Source organism: Pseudomonas sp. D47 (assembly GCF_045447305.1).
Taxonomy (GTDB): domain Bacteria; phylum Pseudomonadota; class Gammaproteobacteria; order Pseudomonadales; family Pseudomonadaceae; genus Aquipseudomonas.
Window position 1 is genome coordinate 1 of sequence record NZ_JBJGXU010000001.1, and the last position, 18,516, is coordinate 18,516.

Annotated in this window: 14 protein-coding genes and 1 tRNA gene; 12 read left to right on the forward strand and 3 right to left on the reverse strand. The window is 60.5% G+C overall.

What is annotated here, in order from left to right:
• Positions 1–81 precede the first annotated feature (81 nt).
• Both folK and folB read right to left on the reverse strand, forming a co-directional pair.
• The gene (gene folK / locus ACI77I_RS00005) at positions 82–600 is read right to left on the reverse strand and encodes a 2-amino-4-hydroxy-6-hydroxymethyldihydropteridine diphosphokinase (RefSeq protein WP_263274078.1); all 519 of its coding nucleotides are present in this window, start codon (positions 598–600) and stop codon (positions 82–84) included.
• On the reverse strand, positions 591–944 hold the full coding sequence (gene folB / locus ACI77I_RS00010; protein ID WP_026140135.1) for a dihydroneopterin aldolase: 354 nt from the start codon (positions 942–944) through the stop codon (positions 591–593). The genes folK and folB overlap by 10 nt, the downstream gene beginning before the upstream one ends.
• Positions 945–1,016: 72 nt before the next feature.
• Between folB and plsY the strand changes: the two genes are divergently transcribed.
• Positions 1,017–1,586 carry a glycerol-3-phosphate 1-O-acyltransferase PlsY gene (gene plsY, locus ACI77I_RS00015; RefSeq protein WP_094951989.1) on the forward strand — a complete coding sequence of 190 codons (570 nt, stop codon included), beginning with the start codon at positions 1,017–1,019 and terminating at the stop codon, positions 1,584–1,586.
• A gap of 43 nt (positions 1,587–1,629) precedes the next feature.
• Here plsY and tsaD read toward each other — a convergent pair whose 3' ends face one another.
• Positions 1,630–2,655: a tRNA (adenosine(37)-N6)-threonylcarbamoyltransferase complex transferase subunit TsaD gene (gene tsaD, locus ACI77I_RS00020; protein WP_406996749.1), complete on the reverse strand. Its 1,026-nt coding sequence runs from the start codon at positions 2,653–2,655 to the stop codon at positions 1,630–1,632.
• A 203-nt stretch (positions 2,656–2,858) separates the two neighbouring features.
• Between tsaD and rpsU the strand changes: the two genes are divergently transcribed.
• The 11 genes from rpsU to pqqB all read left to right on the forward strand — a co-directional run bounded on the left by rpsU (position 2,859) and on the right by pqqB (position 18,511).
• Positions 2,859–3,074 carry a 30S ribosomal protein S21 gene (gene rpsU / locus ACI77I_RS00025; protein ID WP_002551877.1) on the forward strand — a complete coding sequence of 72 codons (216 nt, stop codon included), beginning with the start codon at positions 2,859–2,861 and terminating at the stop codon, positions 3,072–3,074.
• A 442-nt stretch (positions 3,075–3,516) separates the two neighbouring features.
• A complete protein-coding gene (dnaG, locus tag ACI77I_RS00030) occupies positions 3,517–5,487 on the forward strand; it encodes a DNA primase (RefSeq protein WP_094951991.1) in 1,971 nt (656 codons plus the stop codon).
• Between the two features lie 67 nt (positions 5,488–5,554).
• A complete protein-coding gene (gene rpoD, locus ACI77I_RS00035) occupies positions 5,555–7,405 on the forward strand; it encodes an RNA polymerase sigma factor RpoD (protein WP_242153024.1) in 1,851 nt (616 codons plus the stop codon).
• A gap of 132 nt (positions 7,406–7,537) precedes the next feature.
• Positions 7,538–11,281, forward strand: coding sequence for an EAL domain-containing protein (locus ACI77I_RS00040; protein WP_406996750.1), 3,744 nt, complete (start codon positions 7,538–7,540; stop codon positions 11,279–11,281).
• Between the two features lie 15 nt (positions 11,282–11,296).
• Positions 11,297–11,373 (forward strand) — tRNA-Ile (locus ACI77I_RS00045).
• A gap of 392 nt (positions 11,374–11,765) precedes the next feature.
• Positions 11,766–12,212, forward strand: a complete 447-nt coding sequence (locus ACI77I_RS00050; RefSeq protein WP_078734923.1) for an Lrp/AsnC family transcriptional regulator — start codon at positions 11,766–11,768, stop codon at positions 12,210–12,212.
• Between the two features lie 167 nt (positions 12,213–12,379).
• Positions 12,380–14,062, forward strand: coding sequence for an NAD(P)/FAD-dependent oxidoreductase (locus ACI77I_RS00055; protein WP_242156135.1), 1,683 nt, complete (start codon positions 12,380–12,382; stop codon positions 14,060–14,062).
• A gap of 10 nt (positions 14,063–14,072) precedes the next feature.
• Positions 14,073–14,867 (forward strand): carbon-nitrogen hydrolase family protein, encoded by a 795-nt coding sequence (locus tag ACI77I_RS00060; RefSeq protein ID WP_242153034.1) that lies wholly within the window; start codon positions 14,073–14,075, stop codon positions 14,865–14,867.
• A gap of 59 nt (positions 14,868–14,926) precedes the next feature.
• Positions 14,927–17,299, forward strand: a complete 2,373-nt coding sequence (pqqF, locus tag ACI77I_RS00065; RefSeq protein ID WP_406996928.1) for a pyrroloquinoline quinone biosynthesis protein PqqF — start codon at positions 14,927–14,929, stop codon at positions 17,297–17,299.
• A 155-nt stretch (positions 17,300–17,454) separates the two neighbouring features.
• A complete protein-coding gene (pqqA, locus tag ACI77I_RS00070; protein ID WP_009045898.1) occupies positions 17,455–17,529 on the forward strand; it encodes a pyrroloquinoline quinone precursor peptide PqqA in 75 nt (24 codons plus the stop codon).
• Positions 17,530–17,599: 70 nt separating this feature from the next.
• The gene (gene pqqB, locus ACI77I_RS00075) at positions 17,600–18,511 is read left to right on the forward strand and encodes a pyrroloquinoline quinone biosynthesis protein PqqB (protein ID WP_083356453.1); all 912 of its coding nucleotides are present in this window, start codon (positions 17,600–17,602) and stop codon (positions 18,509–18,511) included.
• Positions 18,512–18,516 lie beyond the last annotated feature (5 nt).

Genomic DNA, 18,516 nt, shown 5'->3' on the forward strand with positions numbered 1-18,516 from the left:
GGGCCGACGTCATCGCGGGCAAGTCGAATCGTCGCACCGCCGCTCCCACACTTGAATCGGTCAAGCCAAGAGTATCGGCGGCTATAGGAGATCCGCCGGGGTGAGTTGCTGGCCCTGCCACTCGAAGCCGACAGGCGCCAGCACTTGATCGATCTGCGCATCGCGCCACAGCTGGGCCAATGTCTTGCCCGCTTCGGGGTGCTCGCGATCCGGTGCCATCAACGACAGCGGCCACAGCACGAAGGCGTTTTTCAGGATTTCTGCGCGCGGCAGGATCAATCCGTCGAAATTCCCCACCAGCTCGCCATACAGCAATACGTCGATATCCAGCGGCAGCCCTTTGCGGTCGGGCGCATAGCGGCCATTGTCGGCCTCGATAAATTTCAACCGGCGATCGAGTTCCATCAACGGCAAGTCGGTATAGGCCGACACCACCAGATTGAAAAACGGCCCACTCTTGATCCCCACCGGCTGGCTTTCGAACACGGGCGAGCAGCGCACGTCGGTCAAGAAGCTCGCCAGCGCGTCCAGGCCCGCGCGCAGGTGCGGCTCGCGCTCGATATTGCTGCCAAGGCCAAGGTAAACCTGAGTTAGCGACATCCGCGCTCGATCTCCACGCCCACGCCTTTGGCTGCCGGCACGGCGCCTGGCTTGGTCAATTTGAGGTGCAGCCAAGGAATCTGGAATTCGCTCATCAGCACTTCGGCCAGACGCTCGGCAAAGGTTTCCACCAGTTGGTACTGGGACTGCTCGGCAAAGGCCTGGATACGCGCGGACACGCTGGCGTAATCGAGCGCCAGGGTCAGGTCGTCACCGGCCGCGGCCGGGCGATTGTCCCAGGCAAAACTCAGGTCCAGGCGCAGGCATTGCTTGATGCCGCGCTCCCAGTCGTAGGCCCCGATCACGGTGTCGACTTCCAGGCCTTCGATAAACACTCTGTCCAAGCTCTTCTCCGCAGCACGACAAGGGCGCGATGCCCCGTTAGAATCAGGGCGTCCTCGCCCGGAATAGTTAGCATGTTTTGGTCACTGGCGATTCTCGCCTACCTGCTCGGCTCGCTGTCCTTCGCCATTTTGCTCAGCCGCCTGACGGGAAATCCCGATCCGCGAATGAGTGGCTCAGGCAATGCCGGTGCCACCAACATGTTGCGCCTGGCCGGCAAAAAACTCGCCGTACTGACGCTGCTGGGCGACATCTGCAAGGGCCTGTTGCCCGTACTCATCGCCAGCCTCGCCGGCCTCACCCTGCAACAGCAGGCCTGGGTAGGCGTGTGCGCCGTCCTCGGCCATCTGTTTCCGCTGTACTTCCGCTTTCGCGGTGGCAAGGGTGTCGCCACGGCGGCCGGCATGTTGCTGGGGATTTACCCTCCAGCGGCGTTACTGGCCGTGCTTGCCTGGCTGCTGACGTTCTACCTGACCCGCACCAGCTCGCTGGCCGCATTGATCGCCACGCCGCTCACCCTGCCCTTGCTGGCCTGGCAAGCGCCGGCAGCGCTGTTGCCGATGAGCGTGTTGACCCTGCTGATCGTCTGGCGCCACCGCGGCAATTTACGCGACCTGTTTGCCGGGCGCGAACGGCATTTTTAAATACGTTCGATGAGCCCGGCTCACGTCGCGGCCATACAACGGCCTACAGCGGCGACAGTTGCTCCATCGGCCAGCGCGCCTGCACGCTGATCGCCAGGCTTTCATGCTGCCCGGCCTGCAGGCGCTGGCAACCGGCATAGGCGATCATCGCGCCGTTGTCGGTGCAAAACTCAGGGCGCGCATAGAACACATCGCCCTGCATGTCGCCGAGCATTTTTTCCAGCGAGGTGCGCAAGGCTTTGTTAGCGCTGACGCCGCCTGCGATCACCAGGCGCTTCATGCCCGCCTGTTTCAGGGCGCGCTTGCACTTGATGGTCAAAGTCTCCACCACGGCCTGCTGGAACGCCAGTGCGATGTCGCAACGGGCTTGCTGACTGTCGTCCCCGGCGCTGACGCTCTGCTGCCAAGTGTTCAGCGCAGACGTTTTCAAACCACTGAAGCTGAACATCAGGCCCGGGCGATCACACATTGGGCGCGGGAAGGTGTAGCGGCCTGGGACGCCTTTTTCGGCAAGGCGCGCGATTTCCGGGCCGCCGGGATAATTGAGGCCCATCATCTTCGCGGTTTTGTCGAACGCTTCACCGGCGGCATCGTCCAAAGACTCGCCCAACAGTGTGTATTGGCCGATCCCATCGACCTGAACCAGCTGCGTATGCCCACCCGACACCAACAAAGCGACGAACGGGAACTGCGGCGGTGTTTTTTCCAACATAGGCGCCAGTAAATGGCCTTCCATATGGTGCACGCCGAGGGCCGGAATGCCCCAGGCAAACGCCAGCGCCTGGGCGCAAGAGGCCCCAACCAGCAGGGCTCCGACCAATCCGGGGCCGGCGGTGTAGGCAATCGCGTCAATCTCGGTCGGCACGCAGCCAGCCTCGTCCAGCACCTGGCGAATCAACGGCAGCATGCGTTTGACGTGATCACGGCTGGCGAGCTCCGGCACCACGCCGCCATAGGCGCGGTGCAGGTCGATCTGGCTGAACAGTGCATCGGCCAAAAGCCCGCGTTCACTGTCGTAAAGTGCGACACCGGTTTCGTCGCAGGAGGTTTCAAGTCCCAGTACTAGCATGGGTTTGCGCCTTGTAGAGGCTGAATTCGAAGGCGCGCATAATAGTCGCCACTCCCCCTCCCGACTAGCGGTTTTCGATCAGAGGCTTTGCATTCCGGGCAATGAGGGGTTAACATCCGCAACCCTTAAAAACCGACGACCTCAGCCGCGAATTTTTTGCGATGAGAACGTTGATTCCCGGTAATGAAAGAAGGTAGCTCTGGATGCCAGCCGTCAAAGTAAAAGAGAACGAACCCTTCGACGTAGCTCTGCGTCGTTTCAAGCGCTCCTGCGAAAAAGCCGGTGTTCTGGCTGAAGTTCGTAGCCGCGAATTTTATGAGAAGCCAACTTCTGAGCGTAAGCGTAAAGCAGCAGCCGCTGTTAAGCGTCACGCGAAGAAAGTTCAGCGCGAGCAGCGCCGCGCCGTTCGTCTGTACTAATACACAGACTTACGTAGCAAGCTTCTGCCAAGCCCGGCCCTCAGCCGGGCTATTGGCATTTGCGGATATCGCTTGATGCTTCATCGTCGACGCCGCACATGCGACCGAGACACTGCTTCAAACGTCAGGACTGGCTCTTTTGCCAGCGGTGCGCGTCTCTTCTGACGAGCCTAACAAGGCTACTGACGAGCACACTCATTCTTTTAAGCAGACGATCAACTGTGTCGGCTGTGCCCAACGATGCGTTTCCGAGGCCCTTTATTGGCCAACACCGGACGCCAGGGCAACATTTCAAAGCCGAACACTGATAGAAATTAACGTCAGTGAATGTTCGGCAGATACACTCCCTGACAGCCCAACCAGACGAAAGCTGATCGAGCCGCATAATGCGCGCCTGAGCACTTCGCGGGCCTCATTGACACGCAGTGATGACGAGAACGCCATGGCCGGGCTAATTCCCCAGAGCTTTATTGACGACCTTCTGAACCGCACCGACATCGTCGATGTTGTCAGCTCTCGCGTGCAAATGAAGAAGGCTGGCAAGAACTACACCGCCTGCTGCCCGTTCCACAAAGAAAAAACCCCCTCGTTCAGCGTCAGCCCCGACAAGCAGTTCTACTACTGCTTCGGCTGCGGCGCGGGCGGCAATGCCCTCGGCTTCATCATGGACCACGACAACCTGGACTTCCCCCAGGCCGTCGAGGAACTGGCGAAAGCCGCGGGCATGGAAATACCTCGCGAAGAAAGTGGCCGCCCGCACAAGCCGCGCCAACCCACCGACTCGCCGCTGTACCCGCTGCTGACGGCCGCTGCCGACTTCTACCGTCAGGCACTTAAAAGCCATCCGCAGCGCAAGGCCGCCGTTGAGTACCTCAAGGGTCGCGGCCTCACCGGTGAAATCGCCCGGGACTTCGGCCTGGGTTTCGCGCCGCCCGGCTGGGACAACCTGTACAAGCACCTGAGCAGCGACACCCTGCAGCAAAAAGCCATGATCGACGCTGGCCTGCTGGTGGAAAACGCCGAGACCGGCAAGCGCTATGACCGTTTCCGCGACCGCGTGATGTTCCCGATCCGCGACAGCCGTGGCCGGATCATCGCGTTCGGTGGCCGCGTACTCGGCGACGACAAGCCCAAGTACCTGAACTCCCCGGAAACCCCGGTGTTTCATAAGGGCCAGGAGCTCTACGGGCTGTTCGAAGCGCGCAAAAACAACCGCAACCTCGATGAAATCATCGTGGTTGAAGGCTATATGGACGTGATCGCGCTCGCCCAGCAAGGCCTGCGTAACGCCGTGGCCACCCTGGGCACCGCCACCAGCGAAGAACACATGAAACGCCTGTTTCGCGTGGTGCCCAACGTACTGTTCTGTTTCGACGGTGACCAGGCCGGCCGCAACGCCGCCTGGCGCGCACTCGAAGCCACGCTGTCGAGCCTGCAGGATGGCCGCCGTGCGCGCTTCCTGTTCCTACCCGAAGGCGAAGACCCGGACACCCTGGTGCGCTCCGAAGGTACCGACGCGTTCCGTGCGCGCATCAATCAACACGCGCAACCGCTGGCGGACTATTTCTTCCAGCAATTGACCGAAGAAGCCGACCCGCGCTCGCTCGAAGGCAAGGCCCACATGGCTACCCTCGCAGCACCGCTGATCGACAAAGTGCCGGGCGCCAACCTGAAATCACTGATGCGCATGCGCCTGCTGGAAATCACCGGTTTGAGCGGTGAAGCCGTCAGCCAGCTGGTGCACAACGCACCACAAAATGCGCCACCGGCGTACGACCCAGGCATGGATTACGACGCCATGCCGGACTATTCAGACTTCCACCAACCGCAGGATGCGTTCACGCCCCAGCAGGAGTGGACACCGAAGAAACCCGGCGCCGGCGGCAAGAAATGGGATAAGAAACCCTGGAGCAAGAACGGCAAACGCGGCGACCGCGATGAAGCCTACGCGCCACGTACGCCAGTGGCGGTGGAAGCACCGACGCTTATTGCGTTGCGCACGCTTATCCACCACCCGCAATTGGCCAAGAAGGTCGAGAGCGCTGATCATTTTGCCAACGAAAGCAACACCTATGCGCAGGTACTGATCGCCTTGATCGGGGCGGTACAGAAAAATCCTAAGCTAAACTCAATTCAGCTGATGGCTCGTTGGCATGGCACCGAACAAGGCCGCCTCTTGAGAGCACTCGCAGAAAAGGAGTGGCTAATTGACGGCGATAACCTTGAACAACAGTTTTTAGACACCATTACTAGGTTATCCGCGGGTCAGCATACGCAGACCCTCGACGAACTCATCAAAAGAGCAAGACAGCCGGGATTGTCGGCTGAAGAGCAAATTCAGATAGCAAAACAGATGCGCGACCTCTTAAAACAGAATGTTTCCGCATCAAACCCGACCTCAGCTGGCGCGTGAGGTCATAGCTCGGGTATAATCCTCGGCTTGTTTTTTGCCCGCCAAGACCTTCAGTGGATAGGGTGTTATGTCCGGAAAAGCGCAACAGCAGTCTCGTATCAAAGAGTTGATCACACTCGGTCGTGAGCAGGGTTACCTGACTTACGCGGAGGTCAACGACCACCTGCCTGAGGATATTTCAGATCCAGAGCAGGTGGAAGACATCATCCGCATGATTAATGACATGGGGATCAACGTATTCGAGGTTGCGCCAGATAAGGATTCCCTTATGCTGGCCGACGCCGATACCGACGAAGCGGCGGCCGAAGAGGCAGCAGCAGCGTTGGCAGCAGTGGAGACCGATATCGGTCGCACGACGGACCCTGTGCGCATGTATATGCGCGAAATGGGTACGGTCGAGTTGCTGACACGCGAAGGCGAAATTGAAATCGCCAAGCGTATCGAAGAGGGCATCCGTGAAGTGATGGGCGCAATCGCGCACTTCCCTGGCACGGTTGACCACATTCTCTCCGAGTACACCCGCGTCACCACCGAAGGTGGTCGCCTGTCTGACGTCTTGAGCGGTTACATCGACCCGGACGACGGCATTGCGCCGCCTGCCGCCGAAGTACCGCCGCCAGTCGACCCGAAGGCGGTTAAAGCTGACGACGACACTGATGACGACGAGGCTGAAGCCAGCACCGACGACGAAGATGAAGTCGAAAGCGGCCCGGACCCAATCGTCGCTGCCCAGCGTTTCGGTGCGGTTTCCGATCAAATGGAAATCACCCGCAAGGCCCTGAAAAAGCACGGTCGTGGCAACAAGCTGGCAATCGCCGAGCTGGTAGCCCTGGCTGAGCTGTTCATGCCAATCAAGCTGGTGCCGAAGCAATTCGAAGGCCTGGTTGAGCGTGTTCGCAGTGCCCTTGAGCGTCTGCGTGCCCAAGAGCGCGCAATCATGCAGCTCTGTGTACGTGATGCACGCATGCCGCGTACTGACTTCCTGCGCCAGTTCCCGGGCAACGAAGTTGACGAAAGCTGGACCGACGCACTGGCCAAGGGCAAGGCAAAATACGCCGAAGCCATTGGTCGCCTGCAGCCCGACATCATCCGTTGCCAGCAGAAGCTGACTGCGCTGCAGACCGAAACCGGTCTGACGATTGCCGAGATCAAGGACATCAACCGTCGCATGTCGATCGGTGAGGCCAAGGCCCGCCGCGCGAAGAAAGAGATGGTTGAAGCGAACTTGCGTCTGGTGATCTCCATCGCCAAGAAGTACACCAACCGTGGCCTGCAATTCCTCGATCTAATCCAGGAAGGCAACATCGGCTTGATGAAGGCTGTGGACAAGTTCGAATACCGTCGCGGCTACAAGTTCTCGACTTATGCCACCTGGTGGATCCGTCAGGCGATCACTCGCTCGATCGCCGACCAGGCCCGCACCATCCGTATTCCGGTGCACATGATCGAGACCATCAACAAGCTCAACCGTATTTCCCGGCAGATGTTGCAGGAAATGGGTCGCGAACCGACCCCGGAAGAGCTGGGCGAACGCATGGAAATGCCTGAGGATAAAATCCGCAAGGTATTGAAGATCGCTAAAGAGCCGATCTCCATGGAAACGCCGATTGGTGATGACGAAGACTCCCACTTGGGTGACTTCATCGAAGACTCGACTATGCAGTCGCCAATCGATGTCGCCACTGTTGAGAGCTTGAAAGAAGCGACTCGCGACGTACTGTCCGGCCTCACTGCCCGTGAAGCCAAGGTACTGCGCATGCGTTTCGGCATCGACATGAATACCGACCACACCCTTGAGGAAGTCGGTAAGCAGTTTGACGTGACCCGCGAGCGGATCCGTCAGATCGAAGCCAAGGCGCTGCGCAAGTTGCGCCACCCGACGCGAAGCGAGCATCTACGCTCCTTCCTCGACGAGTGATACCAGAACCCCCGGCCCAGGCCGGGGGTTTTGCTTTGTGCCGATTACTTTCTATAGATTAACTGCCGCGCCCCCCTCCCCCGCAATGCCCGTCTACACTCGAAACATTCCCCGTGCCATAACGAGACCGTTATGCCCAGACTGCCGACCGTGATACTGCTGTCGCTGCTGACCTGGACCGCAACGGCTGGCGCGTTGACTCTTACTGATGAAGAGCGTGGCTGGCTGTCGGACCATCAGGAGCTGCGCCTTGGGGTGGACGCCTCATGGCCACCCTTCGAATACCGTGATGAAAATGGCCGCTATCAGGGCTTGGCCGCTGATTACATCCGCCTGATCCAGGACCGCCTGGGCGTCAGAATCAAGCTGATCGAGCCGGTCAACTGGACCGCCGTGCTTGAGCAGGCCAAAAACAACCAGCTCGACCTGCTGCCCGGCATCATGTCCACGCCGGAGCGCCAGAGCTTCCTGGCCTTTACGCGCCCGTACCTGGATTTCCCTATTGTCATCCTCGCCCATGAAGGCGGCGCGAAACCGCGCAACCTCAAGGACCTTTACGGGCTGAAGATCGCCGTAGTGGAAAACTACGCCCCCCACGAATTGCTGCGCACCCACCATCCCGACCTCAACCTGGTGGCTTTGCCCAACGTCAGCTCGACGCTGCAAGCCCTGGCCACCGACGAAGTGGATGCTGTGGTCGGCGACCTCGCGTCCAGCGTCTGGAGCCTGCGCCAGCTCAAGCTCGATGGTTTATACGTCAGCGGCGAAACGCCCTACCGCTATCAGCTGGCAATGGGCGTGCCGCGGGATGAGAAAATGCTGGTGGGCATCCTCGACAAGGTCCTCGCCGACCTCAGCCCCAGCGAAACCGACGCCATCCAGCAACACTGGGTCGGCAGCATCACCGATCACCGCACGTTTTGGTCCGACCTGCTGATGTACGGCCTGCCGGCAGTGCTGCTGCTGAGCACCGTGCTGGCCATTGTGATTCGGATCAACCGCCGGCTCAGCTCGGAAATCTCCCGCCGGGTGGCCCTCGAGCAAGAACTGCGCAGCAGCGAATACCACTACCGCGGCCTGGTAGAGAGCCTGTCCGCCATCGCCTGGGAAGCCAGCATCACCGATTTCACCTACAGCTACGTGTCGCCCCATGCCGAAGACTTGCTCGGCTACCCGCGTGCGCATTGGCTGATTCCGGGCTTCTGGCGCAACATCATCCACCCCGCTGACCTGACACGTGCCGAGGCCTACTGCTACCAGGAAACCCGCGCCAACCGTGATCACAGCGTCGATTATCGGGTAATCACCGCCGACGGCCGCTGCTTGTGGGTGCGCGACATTGTCAGCCTCATCGAGCACGGGCATGAGCCAGTACTGCGCGGCCTGATGATCGATATCAGCGAAGCCAAGCGCACCGAAGAAGCCTTGCAATTGTCCGAGGAGAAATTTGCCTCGGTGTTCCAGCAATGCCCGGACATCTTGGTGATTGCGCGCTTGTCCGATGGCTGCCTGCTGGAGGTCAACAAGGCGTTTGAGGACCAGATCGGCCTGAGCGCCGCAGACGTGGTGGGCAAAACCGCCACCGAACTAGATATCTGGGGCATTCAAGGCGTCGGTCCCGACCTGCTGCAACGGGTGCAGACCACCAGCATCCGCAACCTGGAAATGCCTTTTCGGCGCAGCAACGGCCAAACCTTTACCGGGTTGATCTCGGCAGAGCCATTCCAACTCGACACCACCGAAGCCTTGGTGGTGGTGGTGCGTGACATCACCCCGCTCAAGGAAACCCAGCAACAACTGCAAACCTCCGAAGAGAAATTCGCCAAGGCCTTCCACGCCTCACCCGATGGCTTGCTGCTCAGCCGCCAGCGCGATGGGCTGCTGATTGAAGTGAATGACGGTTTCAGCCGGCTAACCGGGTTCACCAGCGCAACGTCGCTCGACCAATCCACCTTGGACCTGGGCATCTGGGTCGACCTCAACGAACGCAAACACATGCTGGAACTGATGCAGCGCGACGGGCTTGTCCGCGATTTCGTCTGCCACATACGCCGCAACGACGGCCAGATTCGCCTCTGTGAAGTGTCCAGCCGCCCACTGCCCATCGGCGATGAAGATTGCATGCTGACCATCGCCCGGGACATCACCGAACGCCAATTCATGCAGGAAAAGCTGCAACAGGCCGCGACGGTGTTCGAAAGTACGGCCGAAGGCGTATTGATCACCGATACCCGGCAGAACATCAGCGCCGTCAACCGCGCCTTCAGCGAAATCACCGGCTACAGCGAAGCCGAAGCCCTCGGCAGTACGCCGCGCCTGCTCGCTTCCGGCCTGCATGACAGCGCGTTCTATGCGGCCATGTGGCACCAACTGACCGCCCAGGGGCATTGGCAGGGCGAGATCTCCAACCGCCGCAAGAACGGCGAGTTGTACCCCAGTTGGCTGACCATCAGTGCCGTGCGCAACCGCGAGCAACTGATCACCCACTTTGTTGCCGTGTTTGCCGACATCTCCAGCCTCAAGCATGCCCAGGCGCGCCTCGACTACCAGGCGCATCATGATCCACTGACGGGCCTGCCTAACCGCACCCTGTTCGAAAACCGGCTGCAGGCGGCACTTAATGGCCAGCAAGAAAGCGGCAACCAAGGCGCGGTGCTATTCCTCGACCTGGACCGTTTCAAACACATCAATGACAGCCTTGGCCACCCCGTCGGCGACCTGCTGCTCAAAGACATCGCCGTGCGCCTCAAAGACCAACTGCGCGACGTCGACACCGTGGCTCGCCTGGGCGGCGACGAATTCATCATCCTGCTGCCCGGCCTGCAGCACGCCAGCGATGCCGAGCACCTGGCCAATAAACTGCTCGCCTGCTTCACCCCGCCGTTCCAGGCCGGCGAGCACGAGTTCTTTATCAGCGCCAGTATCGGCACCAGCCTGTACCCACAGGACGGCACCGACGTCGCCACCCTGGTCAAAAACGCCGACGCGGCGATGTACCGCTCCAAGGCCAAGGGCCGCAACCGCGTCGAAAGCTACACCCAAGACCTCACCGCCCAGGCCAACGAACGCGTGGCCCTGGAACACGAACTGCGCCGCGCCATCGAGCGTGAAGAGTTATTTTTGTACTACCAGCCGAAGCTGAGCCTGATCACCCAGGAACTGATCGGCGCCGAAGCCCTGATTCGCTGGCACCATCCGACCTTTGGTGATGTGCCGCCTGAACACTTCATCGCCCTGGCCGAAGAGAACGGCATGATCCTGCAGATCGGTGACTGGGTACTGGAACAGGCATGCCGTCAGATGCACCAGTGGAAAGAAGCCTTCGATGACTTCGGCCCACTGTCGGTCAACCTTGCCGGCGCCCAACTGCGCCACCCCGGCCTGCTCGCACGCATCGAACAGCTCCTGCGCGACTACCGCCTGGAGCCCGGCTGCCTGCAACTGGAAATCACCGAAAACTTCATCATGAGCCAGGCCGAAGAAGCACTGGAAGTACTGCACCAACTCAAACGCCTGGGCGTGCAACTGGCGATTGATGACTTCGGCACCGGCTATTCATCCCTCAGCTACCTCAAGCGCCTGCCGCTGGACTTCCTGAAGATCGACCAATCCTTCGTACGCGGCCTGCCCGACGACCCCCACGACGCCGCCATCGTGCGCGCCATCATCGCCCTAGGCCACAGCATGCAATTCACCATCATCGCCGAAGGCGTGGAAAACCCCGCGCAACAAGCATTCCTCGCCGCCGAAGGCTGTGAACAGATGCAAGGCTACATCGTCAGCCTGCCCCTGCCGCCCGAGCTTTTTGCCGAGGCTTTTCTTCATATGAGGGTTTCAGACTTTTCGGATGGCACAGTGGGGAAACCATCGTTATAATCCGCGACCTACTGAGGGCCTATAGCTCAGTTGGTTAGAGCAGGGGACTCATAATCCCTTGGTCGTAGGTTCGAGTCCTACTGGGCCCACCAAACAAGAAAGCCGCGCACTGCGCGGCTTTTGTGTGTCTGGCGTTTGGAAATGGGGAACGCTGGCCCTCTCGCCCTTTTCTGCAATGAAAGATTTGTTAATTGTCCCCAACTGCTTTGCTACCCGAGGCGGCGAGACGTTCACCCTGCACCCCGGTGAACTGCTGGTCGCTGAAGACAATACCGGCACCGGCCATCGTTGGAATCTAATCGACGATCAGCCGTGGCGTCGTGGCTACGTAGTGCTCAGCCTGGCACGCCGGACTCGTTTATCCCGAACGATGCTGCCGCGGCGAAAGTATGCAAGGCGCCTTAATCTCGCAGATCGCACCGCTCCAGAAGGGCGCAAGCCTGTAACATGGCGACCCACTGCCGCCCGCACTGGAGCCCTCCCCTTGCCCGTCCTCGATGAAATCGATCGTCAACTGATCGCTGCCTTGCAGATCAACGCCCGCGAAAGCGTGGCCATGCTTGCCCGGCAGTTGGGTATTGCGCGCACTACGGTGACGTCGCGCCTAGCGCGCCTGGAAAAAACCCAGGTGATTACCGGTTATGGCGTGCGCCTCGGGCAGCGGGTGGTCGATGGCGGTTTGCAGGCTTATGTGGGGATCACCGTGCAAGCGCGCTCGGGTAAGGAAGTGCTGCGCAGGCTGAGTGCCATGGCGCAGGTGCAGCAGTTGTGTGCGGTGAGTGGCGAGTTCGATTACGTGGCCTGGCTGCGCACGGATTCGCCGGAGCAACTGGATCAATTGCTGGACCAGATCGGCAGTGTCGACGGTGTGGAGAAAACCACTACTTCGATCATCCTCAGTAACAAATTGGATCGCGGACAGCCAATCTGACCACCAGACTCGTCACTCTGACTAAAAACAGCTCAATCCGACGACACATTGAGTCTTAATAACGAACGCTACGCTGCCTAAACTGGCTGCCATCTTTTCCTATACTCAACGGGCCACCTCCCGCCGAGTCGTCAGTAAGGTTAGCCATGAGCATTCCGTCCAGCACCATCAGCAAGACCCATCGCCACCCCGCCGACGGTAAAAAGCCTATCACCATCTTTGGCCCGGACTTTCCGTTTGCATTTGATGACTGGATCGAACACCCGGCTGGCCTGGGCAGCATCCCGGCGGCCAACCATGGCGCGGAAGTGGCGATTGTCGGTGCAGGGATCGCGGGCCTTGTGGCCGCTTATGAGCTGATGAAACTGGGCCTGAAGCCCGTGGTGTACGAAGCCTCGAAGATGGGCGGCCGTTTGCGCTCCCAGGCGTTTGAAGGGGCCGAGGGCATCATCGCCGAGTTGGGCGGCATGCGTTTTCCGGTGTCGTCCACCGCGTTCTACCACTATGTGGACAAGTTGGGCCTGGAGACCAAACCCTTCCCCAACCCGCTGACGCCGGCCTCCGGCAGCACCGTGGTCGACCTCGAAGGCCAGACCCACTACGCGCAAAAACTCTCTGATTTGCCGGTGCTGTTCCAGGAAGTCGCTGACGCCTGGGCCGATGCGCTGGAAGCCGGCTCGCAGTTCGGTGATATCCAGCAAGCCATCCGCGACCGCGACGTGCCACGCCTAAAAGAGCTGTGGAACAAGCTGGTGCCGCTGTGGGACGACCGCACGTTCTATGACTTCGTCGCCACCTCCAAGGCGTTTGCCAAACTGTCTTTCGCGCACCGCGAAGTGTTTGGCCAAGTGGGTTTCGGCACCGGCGGCTGGGACTCGGACTTCCCTAACTCGATGCTGGAAATTTTCCGCGTGGTGATGACCAACTGCGACGACCACCAGCACTTGGTGGTCGGCGGCGTGGCGCAAGTGCCCATGGGCATTTGGCGCCATGTGCCGGAACGTTGTGCGCACTGGCCCGCCGGCACCAGCCTCAGCTCGCTGCATCGCGGTGCGCCACGGGCCGGTGTGAGCCGTATTGCCCACGCCGCCGATGGCCGCTTTGCCGTGACCGACAACTATGGCGACACGCGTGAATACGCCGCCGTGCTGACCACCTGCCAAAGCTGGCTACTGACCACCCAGATCGAATGCGACGAAACCCTGTTCTCGCAGAAAATGTGGATGGCACTGGATCGCACCCGCTATATGCAGTCGTCGAAAACCTTCGTGATGGTTGACCGCCCGTTCTGGAAAGACAAAGACCCGGAAACCGGCCGCGACTTGATGAGCATGACCCTCACCGATCGCCTGACCCGTGGCACTTATCTGTTCGACAACGGTGACGACAAGCCGGGCGTGATTTGCCTGTCGTACTCGTGGATGAGCGACGCGCTGAAAATGCTGCCGCAGCCCATCGACAAGCGCGTGAAATTGGCCCTTGATGCGCTGAAGAAGATCTACCCTAAAGTCGATATCAAGGCGCGCATCATCGGCGACCCGATCACGGTGTCCTGGGAAGCCGACCCGCATTTCCTTGGGGCTTTCAAAGGCGCGCTGCCCGGCCACTATCGCTACAACCAGCGGATGTATGCGCACTTCATGCAGAAGGACATGCCCGCCGAACAACGTGGGATTTTTATCGCCGGTGACGACGTCTCCTGGACACCCGCCTGGGTGGAAGGCGCGGTACAAACCTCGCTGAACGCGGTGTGGGGCATCATGACCCACTTCGGCGGCAGCACGCATCCGCAGAACCCAGGGCCGGGAGATGTATTTGACGAAATCGGCCCAATCGCCCTGGCCGATTAAGGAGTTGAGCATGCGCGTCGCCCTGTACCAATGCCCACCGCTGCCGCTGGATGTAGCCGGTAACCTCAAGCGCCTGCACCAGCTCGCGCATGAGGCGTCGGATGCCGATGTGCTGGTGCTGCCGGAGATGTTTCTCAGCGGCTATAACATCGGCGCCGAAGCCGTTGGCGCGCTGGCTGAAGCACAGGATGGCGCCTCGGCACAGGCGATAGCTGCACTTGCCAAAAGCGCCGGGCTGGCGATTCTGTACGGCTACCCGGAGCGGGCCGAGGATGGCCAGATCTACAACGCCGTGCAGTTGATCGACGCCCATGGCCAGCGCCTCTGCAACTACCGCAAGACCCACCTGTTTGGCGATCTGGACCACTCGATGTTCAGTGCCGGGGAAGATGCTTTCCCGCTGGTGGAATTGAACGGCTGGAAGCTCGGTTTCCTGATCTGCTACGACCTGGAGTTTCCGGAAAATACCCGGCGCCTCGCCCTGGCCGGCGCCGAGTTGATCCTGGTGCCCACCGCCAATATGGTGCCGTTCGACTTTGTCGCCGACGTGACCGTGCGTGCGCGGGCCTTTGAAAACCAGTGTTATGTGGCTTACGCCAATTACTGCGGGCAGGAAGGCGAGATTCACTATTGCGGGCAAAGCAGCATTGCTGCGCCCAATGGCCAGCGCATCGCCCAGGCCGGGTTGGATGAGGCCTTGATCGTCGGGGAGCTGGATCGCCAGTCGATCCTTGATGCACGCGCCGCCAATCACTACCTGCAAGACCGTCGCCCGGAGTTGTACGGCGCACTGCATAAGCCCTGACCCAGCCGGTTTGTCAGCGGTTTGTTAACATGGCCACATCCTACGTTTCGGAAGTGCCCATGCCTGCGCCGGCCCACCCTCACCACCTTCACCTGACCCTGGCCAACGGCCTGCGGGTTTCCCTGCGCCATGCGCCGCGCCTGAAGCGTTGCGCTGCCGTTTTACGGGTGGCCGCTGGCAGCCATGACGTGCCCTTGGCCTGGCCGGGGCTGGCGCATTTTCTTGAGCATTTGTTGTTTCTCGGCACCGAGCGCTTTCCCACAAGCGAAGGCTTGATGGCCTACGTGCAACGCCGCGGTGGGCAGGTCAACGCCAGCACCAGCGAACGCACCACCGACTTCTTCTTTGAACTGCCGGTGGCGGCCTTTACCGATGGGCTGGAGCGCCTGGCGGACATGCTGGCCCACCCGTGCTTGGCGATTGAAGATCAGTTGCGTGAGCGCGAAGTGGTGCACGCGGAGTTTATCGCCTGGTCCCAGGATGCCAAGGCGCAGCAGGAGGTTGCGCTGCTGGAGGGTTTGGCGGCTGATCATCCTCTGCGCGGTTTTCACGCGGGCAATCGCGACAGTTTGCCGGTGGAGCGTGAGGCATTTCAGCAAGCACTGCGGGAATTCCACGCGCACTTTTACCAAAGCGGGCAGATGACCTTGAGCCTTGCAGGCCCGCAGCCGCTGGATGAACTGCAAGCCTTGGCGCAGCAATTCAGCGAAGCATTAGCCTCGGGGCCTTTGCACCCCCAGGCCGAACCGCCCGCACTGATGCAAGGCGCAGCACACGCCTATCAACACGCCGCCAATCATCACTTGCACCACGTCATTGCCTGTGACGTACCCCGCGAAGCACTGGATTTTCTCTGCACCTGGCTCAACGCCTCGGCGCCCGGCGGTTTGCTGGCGGAGCTGAAAGCGCGAAAGCTGGCGAGCGCACTGCAAGCATCCGTGCTGTATCACTTCGCCGGGCAAGCGCTGCTGGATATCGACTTTACCCTCGTCACTCAAGGCGAGTCGGCTACTCAGACCAAAGTGTTGTTGCACGACTGGTTGAGCTTTTTCGCACAGAGCGATTGGACGCTGTTGCGAGAAGAGTTCGCCTTGCTGAACGCTCGCCAGCAACAGGTCCAAGGCGCCCTGGCACTGGCTCGCAACGACAGCGAAGATCTGTCGGGGCCGGGCATCGCAGCCCTGAAGAGCCTGCTCGACTCACTGCACCTGCCACCTCCCCAGCACGCTTGGCAATTGCCGCCCAACAATCCATTCCTGCGCCCACCGGTCAAAGAAGAGCGCGCCGGCCTGATTCGCGGCCAGACCAGCGCCCACCGTGGCTTGCGCACCTTTGCCCAGGATCGCTCGCGGGGACGTCGAGACGTGTCGGCGCTGACCTTCAGCCAAGCCTTGGCGGATGACACGGATGAGGGCGCGCTGTATCTGCATTGGCGGTTTGATGGCGGCGTGCCCGCCGGGCTGGAAAACCCATTACAGCCGTTGCGTGAGCATGCTCGCCAGGCTGGAATCGAATTGTCTTTCGAGACCCTCGCCAATGACTGGCGGGTGAAAATGGTCGGCCTTCACGAACCGATGCCGGCCGTGGTCGAAGCGCTAGCGCTTAACCTGAGCCGGTCCGATGAACTGCCGTCGCCTTCCACATCAACGCCGATGATTGCGATTCGGGAATTGCTCAAGGCGTTGCCTGCTTGTTGTGTCGGCAGCTCGGGAGCCAGCGAGACGTCAGCGCCATGGAGCACCGCGCGCTGGCAAGGTCTGGGAATCGGTTTGCCCGCCGCGTGTGAAGCGGCGATCAAAACCGCAGCAGTGCGATTGCCCGGCCAGCCGGCAAGCCTTGAATACACGCGCCAAAGCCTCGACGGCCAGCGGTTCTGGCACACAGTGAAAACCGACTCCAGCGAAGCCGCGTTGCTGCTGTTTTGCCCAACGCCAACCCAAACCCTGGCCGATGAAGCGGCATGGCGACTGCTCGGGCATCTGCTCCACGCGCCGTTTTACCAACGCCTGCGGGTTGAACTGCAAGTCGGCTACGCCGTATTCAGCGGCATCCGACAGATCAACGGGCAAACCGGCCTGCTGTTCGGCGTGCAGTCCCCAAGCGTCTCCCTGGCTGGGATCTTCGAACACCTGCAGACCTTCCTGGCGCAACTGCCGGCGTTGATCGCCAACAGTGCCGACCTGGGCAACCAGACCCTGGCGCAGCAATTCACTGCCCAGGCATTACCCATCGCCCAAGCGGCCGAGCTGCTCTGGCAAGCGCAGTTGGCCGACCATTCGTCGGGTTATCTGGAGCCGCTTCAGCAACTGATCCAAACCCGTACACGCGAGGATTTGCAGCACGCCGCACGGCAACTCAACGATGCTGCTGGCGGCTGGCGCTGTGTGGCCAACGGCCCGTCCATCAAGGGTTCCTGGCACGCGGCAGGCTGATCATTGCTGGCCCTGCAAAAGGCTTTTGCCACCAAGACAGCGCTAACTTGAAAAGAATTGCGTAACATCCATACGCACACCTCTGAACATCTCCGGTTGGAGGTGGACTATATGTATGAGTATTGAACGTCCCATCCCTTCGTAGGAGTATAAATATGTCTTGGTCCAAACCTGCTTACACTGATCTGCGTATTGGTTTCGAAGTCACCATGTACTTCGCCAGCCGTTGATTGGCTGAGTAATACAACGCCTCGGCTCGTCCGGGGCGTTTTTGTTTTGAGCTTTGCTGATGGAGCGATCATGTTTGTCCAGATTCTAGGTTCCGCCGCCGGCGGTGGCTTCCCGCAGTGGAACTGCAACTGCGTGAACTGCGCAGGCTTTCGCGACGGCAGCCTGCGGGCCCTGGCGCGTACTCAATCATCCATCGCGATCTCCGACGATGGCGTCAATTGGGTGCTGTGCAACGCGTCGCCGGATATCCGCGCGCAGTTGCAAGGCTTTGCACCGATGCAACCCGGCCGTGCCCTGCGCGATACCGGCATCAGCGCGATCATCCTGATGGACAGCCAGATCGACCACACCACTGGCCTGTTGAGCCTGCGCGAAGGCTGCCCGCACCAGGTGTGGTGCACCGACATGGTCCACGAAGATTTGAGCACCGGCTTCCCGCTGTTCACCATGCTCACGCACTGGAATGGCGGCCTGGCCTGGAACCGCATTGAGCTGGACGCCAGCTTCACCATCCCCGCCTGCCCCAACCTGCGTTTCACCCCGCTGCCACTGCGCAGCGCCGCGCCGCCCTACTCGCCGCACCGCTTCGACCCGCACCCTGGCGACAACATCGGCCTGATCGTCGAAGACCTGCGCACCGGCGGCAAACTGTTCTACGCCCCGGGCCTGGGCAAGGTCGACGCGCCGCTGCTGGAGATCATGGCCGGCAGCGATTGCCTGCTGGTGGACGGCACGATGTGGGACGACGATGAAATGCAGCGCCGTGGCGTCGGCACCCGCACCGGTCGCGAGATGGGCCACTTGGCACAGAACGGCCCCGGCGGCATGCTCGAAGTACTGGAGCAGTTGCCCGAGCAGCGCAAGGTGCTTATCCACATCAACAACACCAACCCGATCCTCGATGAAGACTCCCCTGAGCGAGCCGAGCTGGTGCGGCGTAATGTCGAAGTGGCTTACGACGGCATGAGCATAGAATTGTAGGAGCA

Bases quoted from the DNA above. Each gene is read 5' to 3' on its own strand.
- folK (WP_263274078.1), bottom strand. From the start codon at position 600: ATGTCGCTAACTCAGGTTTACCTTGGCCTTGGCAGCAATATCGAGCGC.
- plsY (WP_094951989.1), top strand. From the start codon at position 1,017: ATGTTTTGGTCACTGGCGATTCTCGCCTACCTGCTCGGCTCGCTGTCC.
- tsaD (WP_406996749.1), bottom strand. From the start codon at position 2,655: ATGCTAGTACTGGGACTTGAAACCTCCTGCGACGAAACCGGTGTCGCA.
- rpsU (WP_002551877.1), top strand. From the start codon at position 2,859: ATGCCAGCCGTCAAAGTAAAAGAGAACGAACCCTTCGACGTAGCTCTG.
- dnaG (WP_094951991.1), top strand. From the start codon at position 3,517: ATGGCCGGGCTAATTCCCCAGAGCTTTATTGACGACCTTCTGAACCGC.
- rpoD (WP_242153024.1), top strand. From the start codon at position 5,555: ATGTCCGGAAAAGCGCAACAGCAGTCTCGTATCAAAGAGTTGATCACA.
- ACI77I_RS00040 (WP_406996750.1), top strand. From the start codon at position 7,538: ATGCCCAGACTGCCGACCGTGATACTGCTGTCGCTGCTGACCTGGACC.
- ACI77I_RS00060 (WP_242153034.1), top strand. From the start codon at position 14,073: ATGCGCGTCGCCCTGTACCAATGCCCACCGCTGCCGCTGGATGTAGCC.
- pqqF (WP_406996928.1), top strand. From the start codon at position 14,927: ATGCCTGCGCCGGCCCACCCTCACCACCTTCACCTGACCCTGGCCAAC.
- pqqB (WP_083356453.1), top strand. From the start codon at position 17,600: ATGTTTGTCCAGATTCTAGGTTCCGCCGCCGGCGGTGGCTTCCCGCAG.